Raw genomic sequence first — 9,426 nt, 5'->3', positions numbered from 1 at the left:
AGCAGGGTACCCGCGTTCCGGGAGCGGAAGGGACACGCTCACCATGCTCACACCAACATTCTGGGTCGGCATCCTCTGCATTGTGCTGTTTCTGGAATTGGTGCGCATCGGGATGACGACCTGGTTGTTGAAGCACATTCTGGAGGGTTCGGCGTTGCGTCGACCGGGCGAGGGGAGCAACGAGGCGGGGCGCGGGCTGCGGACGGCGCGGGCGCGGGCGCGGCGTGAGGCGCTGCTGGATCCGACGCTGCTCTCGTTGCGCGGGGCGATGGCTGAGGTGGCTGCTGGACGGCCCGGTCCGGCGAGCGAGCGGGCGATCGTCGCGCTGGACCGCTACGCCGCGGCGCTGGTCGAGGAGCATGCCGAGCGATGAACGCGTTCTTCCTTCTCTATGCACTGACAATCAGTGTCGAGCTGGTGCTGACGATCGTCATGCTCGTCTTCCTCTACCTCATCGTTGCGCCGGTTGGTGGTGCAAGCGCCGAGCCGGATGTGCCGACGCAGACAACTACGGCTCCGGCAGAATCTGTCGAGCAGGCGTTGGCGCAGGCGTTCGCCACCGTGAGCCAGCAGCGCGACGATCTGCTGGCGATCACGACTGCGCGAGCGATGCTCGTGCGGTTTGCGCAAGCAGACGAGCAGCGAGATAACGCTGACCGCTGAGATCAGCCGCTAGAAGTTGCCAATCCACTCCGGACAGTGCAACATAGCCGACGGGTGCGTCGCCCCTGTCCAGCGGGGATTGGCAGGAGCGCGGCGCGTGTAGGGGTGGTCCCGGACGCTACGATAGCCAATTGATCCGACACCTTCTCCGGAGATGCCGGCACTGGTATACCCGCGCCCGGTTAGGCTGAGAGGTGGCTCCAACTGGTCGAAGCGATACTTATCGCAGCCGTCGCACTCGGCGCTGGCGTGCTGGGCTCGATGCTCGGGCTCGGTGGCGGCGTCTTCCTCGTCCCTATTCTGTCGCTGATCTTCGGTCTGCCGTTGAAACCGGTGATTGCCGCTAGTGCAATCGCGGTTGTGTCGAACTCCGCATCCGGCTCGGCGGTGTATCTGAAGGCACGGTTCACGAATGTCCGGCTGGCGTTCGTCATGCTCGTGGCGATGGTGGCGGGAGCGATCGCCGGCGGGCTCCTCGCTATCAATTTGCCCGAGGCAGTCCTCAAAGGTGCCTTCGGTGTTCTCTTGCTTTACGTCTCGTCGGTGATGTTCCGGCGCTCGCGTCGCGGCCCGACCCGCTCGACAACTGTTGAGCCAGTAGAGACCGAAGATCCACATCGGCTCGGTGGTCGCTATCATGATCCGGCGACCGGCTCGATCGTGCGCTACATACCTCGCAAGCTGGGGATCGGTTTGCCGGGTGCAGGACTAGCTGGCATCGCGTCGGGCATGTTCGGCATCGGCGGTGGTCCAATCACCGTCCCGCTGTACACGATCGTCATGGGTCTGCCGATGAAGGCGGCGACGAGCACCAGCGCGTTCATGTTCGGCATGACGGCCTCAGCATCGGCGCTGGTCTACTACCAGCACGACCTGGTCGATCCGACGATCACCGTCCCGGCTGTGCTGGGCATCATCAGTGGTGCGCGCATCGGCGCGGCGGTTGTCCGGCGTATTCGCTCATCGCAGCTCACGACCGTCTTCATCTTCGTTCTTGGCGCGCTGGCCATCTCGATGCTGCTCGATGCGTTTGGAGTCTACTAATGATGAAAGCGCAACAGACGGTGCCCGTCGATATCGACGATGATGTCGATCCAGAACTCGAAAATCTTTACGAGCGTATAGCCAAGATCCTGGCGATCGGCTTCTGGGCCAGCATCGTGGTCATCGTCGCCGGTTTGATCGTTGCACTCGTGCGTGGACAGGACATCCTCGACACAACGCTGCGGATGGAGTCGGTGGTGGGGCAGGCGATCCGACTCAATGGCAGTGCCATGGTCGATCTCGGTCTGCTTGGGTTGCTGCTGACGCCGCTGGCCTACGTTGTTGCAGCTCTGCTGACGTTCGTGCGGCAGCGAGACCGGCTCTTCGTCGCTGTCTGTGTCGCACTGCTTCTCCTGTTCGCCGCGACGGTTGGGCTCGCTGTCCTGTGAGCGAACGGCAGCGGGTCGCAGTCATCTGCGCGATGGAGTCGGAAGCGGTGCATCTCCGCGCACAGCTGAGCCAGCCGGAGGAGTTGCCGCTGGCACGGTGGCGGCGGACGCGTGGCGAACTGGCCGATACGGGCGTTGATGTCATCATCTCCGGCATCGGCATGATCAACGCGGCTGCCTGCGCCTCAGCCCTGTGTGCTCTCGAACCGCCTGACATCATCCTGAACTATGGCTGTTCCGGGGCGCATCGCGACGACCTCGGCCCCGGCGACATCATCATCGGCGACCGCGTCGTTCACTTCTCGGCCCAGATCGTCCGCCCGGATGGCAGCAACGAATACATGGGCTTTGACTATGCTGTCGAGGGAACGCGCACACGTTCGGAGACGATCCCGTCTGCGCCGGAGCTGGTCGCGCGAGCCGAAGCATGCGCCCGCGATCTGTCGATCCCACCGTGGCCCGGCTATCAGGATGCGCCGCGTGTCCTCACCGGCCCGGTTGCCTCGGCCGACATCTGGACGCAGCACGCCGCAACGATTCGTGGCCACCACAACCGCCACGGCTCGCTCTGTGAGGAGATGGAGGCCGCCGCGATCGCGCAGGTGGCGGCGATCTTCGGCATCCCGTTTCTGCCGATCAAAGACATTTCCAACAACGAACTGGTCCGCTCAACACCGGGCGCAACCGAACGCGGCTGGCCCTCGATCGGCGAGCAGGAGACCGAGGTTGGCCGCCGCGCAGCGATCCTCACTGCGGCACTCATCGCCAGTAATCAAGAGACAGCCTGACGCAGGAGCGCATGGATTTCCCCCGACCGTGAATACGCTCGCGTAGCTCCAGCACGATCACCCCCGATCCGCGCGAAGCCTTCCCGGTGCCTGCTGATTGACGCAAATGCGTGAAGATCTAGTCAGATTATGCGCATCCAGTAGGCAGATCTATAACATCGCGCTACGATGTATGCATCGAGACCCAGATCATACACGTATCGTTCTAACCATCGAAGGGGGTACCGATGCGCCAGCGTTGGATTGCGGCATTTTGTGCGCGGAGTGTCACTTCGAAACGTGCTCGCCTGGCATCGATCGCGGTGCTTGTGCTGGCGCTGCTACTCGTTGGAGGCGGGGCGGCGTTCGCCATGTATCCGTCGTCCGAACCGACGTACACCGGCTGCCTGAATGAACGGACTGGGACGGTCACCCACATCGCCAGAGGTGACAGACCGCTAGGCCCATGTACGTATGGCTTGACGATCATCCACCTGAGTGGCGGTGACCTCACCAGCCTGACGGCCGGCACCGGTCTGACGGGCGGCGGCGACAGCGGCGATGTCGGGCTGTCGATTGCGTCGAGCTATCAGTTGCCACAAGCCTGCGGGGCGGGACAACTCCCGGCCTGGACCGGCAGTGCCTGGAAGTGCATCGACAACATTACCAGCGTGACGGCCGGCACCGGTCTGGCAGGTGGTGGCGACAGTGGCGACATCAATCTGTCAGTTTCGCCGAGCTACCAACTTCCGCAGACTTGCGCAGCCGGGCAGTTGCCGGCATGGACTGGCAGCGTATGGAAATGCGTCAATGACGCGAACAGCACCTACCAGGCTGGAACGGGACTCGACCTGTCCGGTACCACCTTCAGCGTCGAACCGACCTACCGGATGCCGCAGGGATGCAACAGTGGGCAAGTTGCCAAGTGGAACGGCAGTGCCTGGACCTGCCAGGCGGATGCCGGGCTCTTGTCTCTGACAACGCTGTCGAGCACGGTCTCGGAGGATCACGGGATTCCAGACGATGGGACGCTTCGTCCGTATGCGTCGATCTCCGTGCCGTCGGCAGGGACCTACCTTGTGATCACCACCGGGACGATCAAGTCAGAAATGAATGTCGATGACTTCCGCGACGTCCGTTGCACGGCTGCCGGTGACAACATGACGTTATCGAGCTTGAAGCTCAACGACGACGCCGGGATACAAACCCCGTTCTCGCTGATCGGCACTTCCACAGTTGCAGCAGGCGATACGATCTCGCTCTTCTGTAGGGCCTCAGAAGGCGCGGACGGCATCGCCATCGGCGATACCAGGATCGTCGTGGTCAAAGTTTCGAACTGAGGCATCGAGGCATACTGATCGTACTGCCCGCCATGGAGTCTATGGTGGGCAGTACTTCGTCAGGGAGTTTCGCAGAACCCTGATTGTCGCGCTCATCAAATTGTCGACTTCCTGACGACCTCGGTGAGATCGGCTCTACAATCCTCTCCATTGGCCACCAGTTCCAAATGAGGGGAAGAGACGTATGCCGGCAGGACGCACACCAACGCTGACACCCGATGAGGCGCGCCAGCTGCACACCGAAGCGCTGGTGATCGATACCCAGCAACCACCGATCACCTCGGGGATCGTCTACACCGAGGGTATGCGCGAGGCGCTGGATGCCTGCGTGCGACAAGGCCGAACACGCGGTGAGGCCGGCCCGATCCTGGAGGCGGCGCTGGTTCGCGATATTCAGCAGACCGAGGAAGGCCGCGCACAGTACCTCGACATGTGGCGGCGCTCCGGCGTGACGGTCGCCTGTGGCACCTACGCCGGGCCGGATCGGCTGGCGACGGCGTTCGAGCGCTCCGTTCGCAAGATCGCCAACGCCCAGGCGATCATCGACGCACTGCGTGACGACATGCTGCTCATTCGCAACGCCGGAGACATCGAGCGCGCCCACGCCGACGGTTGCCACGGTGTCATCATCGACTTCCAGAACACGCTGGCATTCGGCGATGATCTCGACCGCATCGATCTGTTCTACGGCCTCGGCTTGCGTATGGTGCAGCTGACCTACAACCTGCACACGCTCGTCGGCGATGGCTGCACCGACCGCCACCAGGGCGGCCTGACCTGGTTCGGGCAGGAGATGGTGCGGCGACTCAACGCGGCGAACATCATCGTCGATGTCAGCCACTGCAGCGAGCAGATCGGCTGGGATGCGATGGAGATCTCGACTGCGCCGGTCATCGTTTCGCACTCATCCAGCAAGGCAATCGCGCGTCACGATCGTGGCAAGTCGGACGAGCTGGCGCGAGCGGTCGCCGAGCAAGGCGGCTATTTCGGCGTGGTCACGCTGCCGGGCTTTATTCGCGAGACGCCGGGCGCGTCGCTCGACGATGTGGTGGCGCAGATCAGCCATCTCGTCGATGTGTGCGGCATCGATCACGTCGGCATCGGCACCGACAAGGCCGGCCCTGGCCCCGGCACCAGCTCGCAGGTCGAGTATCCTGCCTCGATGCCTGCCGGTCTAGAAGGGGACTTCAACTGGACCGGCTTTCGTGTCGAAGAGCATCGTATCGGCGAGGAATACCAGCTCGACGGCTTCGAGAGCCTGGGTGACTGGCCGAACATCACTGTCGCGCTCGCGCAGGCCGGCTTCACCGAGGATGAGCTGCGCAAGCTGCTGGGTCTGAACTATCTGCGTGTGTTCCGCGAGATTGTGGGGTGACTCGGTGGCCCTCACCCCCCTGCCCCCTCTCCCAACGTTGGGAGAGGGGGTGTCCAATTTCGACGAGCTTGGCTGCCGTTTCGTAGGGATAGCGCTGGCGCTGTCATCGCCGTGAGGCGACGCTCCTGCGCCAGCTTCGCGCTTCAAGACGCCGCAACACGTCAACTGACGCGCTGCTCGGTGTCGCAGGTGACTTCCCACGTGTCGATCGGGATGCCCCAGAGTATGTAAACCCGGACCGTGACAATGGCGGCGATCGGTTCGCGATAGCCCCAGTTGCATTGGGATGGATCGGGCCGAACATCGACAACGCTCATCTTCAGGCCGACGAGATGCTCGATTGCGCCGCGGGCGTTGCCAACGCGGACGAGTGCGTAGCGTGGCGCGTGCTCCGTTGCAGGCTCGGTGTCAGCCTGGACATCCGGAATGAAGACCAGCGGTATGACCGGCCCGAGGATCAACAGGATGGCGAGAATAGCGAGCTTTTTCATTGGCACGTTCCAAACGGGACTGCACGTCTAACGCGAAGTTGATGGAGTGCTGCTGCCGCCCATATCGCGCACATCCTCAATCACGCGATCGACCATGGCGACGAGGTACGTCGGGTCTTGCGGGTCGAACATGTCGTTGACGATGGTGGAGCCGCCGTGGGTCGTCGTTTCTCCAGCGGCGTTGGTGCGCGGCACAGCCGACACCTTGCCGACGATGACAAACGTGCTGGCGTCGGGTGGATTCCAGTCGGGCGTGCTGCCGCCATCGACGCGCAGAACATTGGCAAGCTCACCGCGCGTCATGTCGATACCGACAATGACCGTGCCAGTGTCGAGCTGCTCACGCAGCCAGGCCGGTGAGACAGCCGATAGCGCTGACCGATGAAGCCAGATCGACTGCGGGTGTTCGTCGGTAACCGTCGCTTCGAGAGCACTCTCATAGGTCACCATCGCGAATTGCCGGCCACCAGCCACCTGCTCGATGTCGGCCACCTGAGCATCGTTGAAGGTCGTCGCCTCCAGTGGTTGCAGGTAGACGCCGAACGTTTCGGATGCCTCAGCGACGTTGCCTCGGTGCGCCGCTGCGAACCCAACGACCGTCATTCCGACAATGCACAGGGCAACGGTGATGCTTGCGAGGACGGCAGGTGATGCAAGCCGCCTGATACCCATCTGCAAACGCCTCCGTCCGGCTCTCGCTGCTATTGCAGCGCCTCAACGGTCAACACCGCGATGCGCGAGGAGACCTGGCCATCAATCTCGTCCACGAGCAGCACCGGCATCGGGTGGGTGATCGCGGTGGTGTAGATGATCGTCTCGGTGCGGATGAAGGTGCTGCCAGTTTCGCAGCTGGCTGGCAGCTTGCTCGGGTCTGCAGTAGTGCATGGAACCGGTGCGTCGCGCTGATACTGCACCAGATCTGTCGCCGGTTCTGCCGACTTCTGGAAGCCGATACGTGCCAGCGACGCGTCGCGACCCGGTACAAGCCAGAAGGTTGGCATGACAGGTACGCCATCCGTGTGATCGATCACGATGTCCTCAGCGCCCGGTAGCGCAAGATCGACGGTGAATTGCTGGCCGTCGAATTGATAGGTCTCGCTCTCCGCCTGCGGGTTGGCCTCGCTCGTGACTAGTTCGCGCTGCCACTGCCCGAGGCTGTGCCAGGTTAGTGTCCAGATGTTGGTTGTCGGTGGCGCGGCTGCGCCGTGTGTGTGGCCGAACTCCTTGTAGGTCATCTGGAACGGCGGCCAGCCCTGCCACGCAGGCTGCTCATCGGCAGCGGAGATTGCGGCAGTTGCGACGGGTGCAATCAGGAGCAGCAGGAGGATGATCGCTTTCCTGGGTAAGTGTCCGAGCCGTAGTTTCAAAGGATTGCTCGCATTCCTGAATTGACATCAGACACTGTTCGCGGCCTGCCTGAATGCATCAAGCAGGTCCATCAGTGCTGATTCGGAGTGCGCAGAAATCTGGAACAGCACATCGTTATCGCCGACGCCCCAGTCCATGCGCCACTGTCCATCTCCTGTTTCCTGCTGGAGCCAGAAGAGTTGGCCGTCCCGACCTGCCTGAAAAGTGCCCTCTCGTCTGTCGCCAGCGGCGGCGTTCGCTGCAGCTGCGGCGTCGTTCGTGATTTTGTCCGCGACGGTCCAGTGCGCGAATGCCGGATCGAGGTCCGGGATTGACGCGACGGCGAACGTTTCCATGACCGATGTTTGGACAGCCCCCTCATCTTCCAGATACATCGCTCCATAGTATCCCGGAGGGCTAAGACGCTCCGGGCTGAGCGTGAGCGAGCCAATCTGCTCAGGCAGGTGATCGATGAGTGCCTTCGCATCGGTGAATGCGGTCGGAATCGGTATATCGGCGAGTGGCGCTGGTGTCGTTGCCTCTGGAACGAACTGCGCGATCTGTTCGGGGGTATAGGTAGTGATACCGCCAAGTGCTTCGGGGGCGCTTGGCGTCTCGGGTGGCGTTGGTGACGGCGCAGGCGGCACCTGACTGGTGGTCGTTGTCGGTCGAACGAGCGCAGTGCTTGTCTCAGATGGGGCGACCACCGAGCGCTGTGTCGGCGTAGCGTCACTGCCGCACGCCGAAAGCAGAAACAGGCTGATGGTGACAACAGACCATGTGTTCAGAAGAGTTCTCGCCGAGAATGACGTGGGCGATTGTGTGTCAGACATTGGTCGACCGGCGGTAATTCGCGCGTTGGATTTCAGCATAGAGTTTCGTCTCACTATGCCGCTGTGGTAACGGCTGAATCCGAATGTGTCTACGCAGAGTTCGCCATATTCATGGCGAGTCTCCGCCAATTCCGTGGCGAATCGCCGCCATCCACCATCAGCGCACAATCCCTAGCCTGACCGCCGTGACCATCAGCGCCTCACGGGTGGGCGCGTCGAAGGCCGCCTTGAGATCATCGATGATCCGGTCGACGGTGCGGGGGCTGATGTCGAGCGCGTCGGCGATGTCCTGGCGGGCCTGGCCGGTGGCCAGCAGTCGCAGCACGTGGAACTCGCGGTCGGAGAGCGGCGGGCTGGCTGAGGCGGGGCCAGATGGCTCGCGCACGATGCGGTCGTACGTTTCGGCAACTTCGTTGGAGAGCACGACGGCCTTGCCGGCCAGCGCGACTTCGAGGGCCGGGCGCAGGTCGTCGTTGCAAAAGTGTGACCAGAGCAGGTAAGCCGAGACGCCAGCCTGAGCCAGATCGGGCAGAGCATCCGGGTCAACATCGTGATCGACAATGATGAAGATCGCTGTGCGCAGGCGGCGGCGCAGGTGTCGGAGGATCGGGGTGATCGGCGCGTCGCCGAGCCGCGCGGTGGTGATGATGGCGTCGGGCCGCAGGTCGAGTGCGATCTGCGCGATGGCTGCGGCATCCCCGCTGGCAGTCTCGATCTGCACGTCCGGCAGGCTCGCGACCGCTTGCTGGAGCGAAAGCCAGCCGATGTCGTTTGGTGGGATGAGGAGAACCGTCTGCGGTGTCATGCGCGACCGCCTTGTCTGCCATGGTGACTCAGATTATAGCAGGCAGGAATTGTGCGAAAGAAGGGGGCGGCCACGCCGCTCCCCGGCTGCTACGGCTTCCAGTCCGGATCGCCCTGGCTCCACGAGGATTCGGAGTAGCTGACGTACCAGCGCCCCTCGACGCGCTCGAATTCGTACGAAAGTATCTGGCCACCGGCCGCTGGCGGGCCGAAGGCAACTTTCGCACTGCCGCGGTCACCCGCAGCACGGACATCGAACAGGTGGTAGTCCGGCTCAATCCAACGATCTGCCGTGACCCGCTCCATCGGCACGAATCCGTCCGCCAGGTCGTCGATTGATGGCTGGCGACCAGCCGCCTCTGCTGTGGCGATG

Annotated in this window: 13 protein-coding genes; 7 read left to right on the top strand and 6 right to left on the bottom strand. The window is 62.8% G+C overall.

The genetic code is table 11. The features are described from left to right. The 7 genes from M9890_14715 to M9890_14685 all read left to right on the top strand — a co-directional run. The coding region (locus tag M9890_14715; protein MCO5178205.1) for a hypothetical protein at positions 1 to 373 on the top strand (373 nt) is incomplete at its 5' end. After that, a complete protein-coding gene (locus tag M9890_14710; GenBank protein MCO5178204.1) occupies positions 370 to 663 on the top strand; it encodes a hypothetical protein in 294 nt (97 codons plus the stop codon). The genes M9890_14715 and M9890_14710, both read left to right, overlap by 4 nt. Before the next feature lie 261 nt (positions 664 to 924). Then, complete coding sequence (locus M9890_14705; protein MCO5178203.1) at positions 925 to 1,707, top strand: sulfite exporter TauE/SafE family protein; 783 nt, start codon at positions 925 to 927, stop codon at positions 1,705 to 1,707. Positions 1,708 to 1,709: 2 nt separating this feature from the next. Next, complete coding sequence (locus M9890_14700; protein MCO5178202.1) at positions 1,710 to 2,096, top strand: DUF1634 domain-containing protein; 387 nt, start codon at positions 1,710 to 1,712, stop codon at positions 2,094 to 2,096. Continuing rightward, complete coding sequence (locus M9890_14695; GenBank protein ID MCO5178201.1) at positions 2,093 to 2,884, top strand: 5'-methylthioadenosine/S-adenosylhomocysteine nucleosidase; 792 nt, start codon at positions 2,093 to 2,095, stop codon at positions 2,882 to 2,884. The genes M9890_14700 and M9890_14695 overlap by 4 nt, the downstream gene beginning before the upstream one ends. Positions 2,885 to 3,111: 227 nt before the next feature. After that, positions 3,112 to 4,203, top strand: a complete 1,092-nt coding sequence (locus M9890_14690; GenBank protein ID MCO5178200.1) for a hypothetical protein — start codon at positions 3,112 to 3,114, stop codon at positions 4,201 to 4,203. A gap of 184 nt (positions 4,204 to 4,387) precedes the next feature. Beyond that, on the top strand, positions 4,388 to 5,578 hold the full coding sequence (locus tag M9890_14685; protein MCO5178199.1) for a dipeptidase: 1,191 nt from the start codon (positions 4,388 to 4,390) through the stop codon (positions 5,576 to 5,578). A 161-nt stretch (positions 5,579 to 5,739) separates the two neighbouring features. On the opposite strand, the gene M9890_14680 is transcribed toward M9890_14685, so the two are convergent. From M9890_14680 to M9890_14655, 6 genes are all read right to left on the bottom strand, one after another. Next, positions 5,740 to 6,069 carry a hypothetical protein gene (locus M9890_14680; GenBank protein ID MCO5178198.1) on the bottom strand — a complete coding sequence of 110 codons (330 nt, stop codon included), beginning with the start codon at positions 6,067 to 6,069 and terminating at the stop codon, positions 5,740 to 5,742. A gap of 27 nt (positions 6,070 to 6,096) precedes the next feature. Further along, positions 6,097 to 6,741, bottom strand: a complete 645-nt coding sequence (locus tag M9890_14675; protein ID MCO5178197.1) for a hypothetical protein — start codon at positions 6,739 to 6,741, stop codon at positions 6,097 to 6,099. A gap of 29 nt (positions 6,742 to 6,770) precedes the next feature. After that, positions 6,771 to 7,436 (bottom strand): hypothetical protein, encoded by a 666-nt coding sequence (locus M9890_14670; protein ID MCO5178196.1) that lies wholly within the window; start codon positions 7,434 to 7,436, stop codon positions 6,771 to 6,773. A 27-nt stretch (positions 7,437 to 7,463) separates the two neighbouring features. Continuing rightward, the gene (locus M9890_14665) at positions 7,464 to 8,123 is read right to left on the bottom strand and encodes a hypothetical protein (protein MCO5178195.1); all 660 of its coding nucleotides are present in this window, start codon (positions 8,121 to 8,123) and stop codon (positions 7,464 to 7,466) included. A 283-nt stretch (positions 8,124 to 8,406) separates the two neighbouring features. Beyond that, positions 8,407 to 9,054, bottom strand: a complete 648-nt coding sequence (locus M9890_14660; GenBank protein ID MCO5178194.1) for a LuxR C-terminal-related transcriptional regulator — start codon at positions 9,052 to 9,054, stop codon at positions 8,407 to 8,409. A gap of 89 nt (positions 9,055 to 9,143) precedes the next feature. Next, the coding region (locus M9890_14655; GenBank protein MCO5178193.1) for a hypothetical protein at positions 9,144 to 9,426 on the bottom strand (283 nt) is incomplete at its 5' end.

The organism is Thermomicrobiales bacterium (genome assembly GCA_023954495.1).
Lineage (GTDB): Bacteria > Chloroflexota > Chloroflexia > Thermomicrobiales > CFX8 > JAMLIA01.
Note: the sequence above shows the minus strand (reverse complement) of the source record. Positions and strands in the feature narration are given on the sequence as shown.

Bases quoted from the DNA above. Each gene is read 5' to 3' on its own strand.
- M9890_14710 (MCO5178204.1), top strand. From the start codon at position 370: ATGAACGCGTTCTTCCTTCTCTATGCACTGACAATCAGTGTCGAGCTG.
- M9890_14705 (MCO5178203.1), top strand. From the start codon at position 925: ATGCTCGGGCTCGGTGGCGGCGTCTTCCTCGTCCCTATTCTGTCGCTG.
- M9890_14700 (MCO5178202.1), top strand. From the start codon at position 1,710: ATGAAAGCGCAACAGACGGTGCCCGTCGATATCGACGATGATGTCGAT.
- M9890_14690 (MCO5178200.1), top strand. From the start codon at position 3,112: ATGCGCCAGCGTTGGATTGCGGCATTTTGTGCGCGGAGTGTCACTTCG.
- M9890_14685 (MCO5178199.1), top strand. From the start codon at position 4,388: ATGCCGGCAGGACGCACACCAACGCTGACACCCGATGAGGCGCGCCAG.
- M9890_14680 (MCO5178198.1), bottom strand. From the start codon at position 6,069: ATGAAAAAGCTCGCTATTCTCGCCATCCTGTTGATCCTCGGGCCGGTC.
- M9890_14675 (MCO5178197.1), bottom strand. From the start codon at position 6,741: ATGGGTATCAGGCGGCTTGCATCACCTGCCGTCCTCGCAAGCATCACC.
- M9890_14660 (MCO5178194.1), bottom strand. From the start codon at position 9,054: ATGACACCGCAGACGGTTCTCCTCATCCCACCAAACGACATCGGCTGG.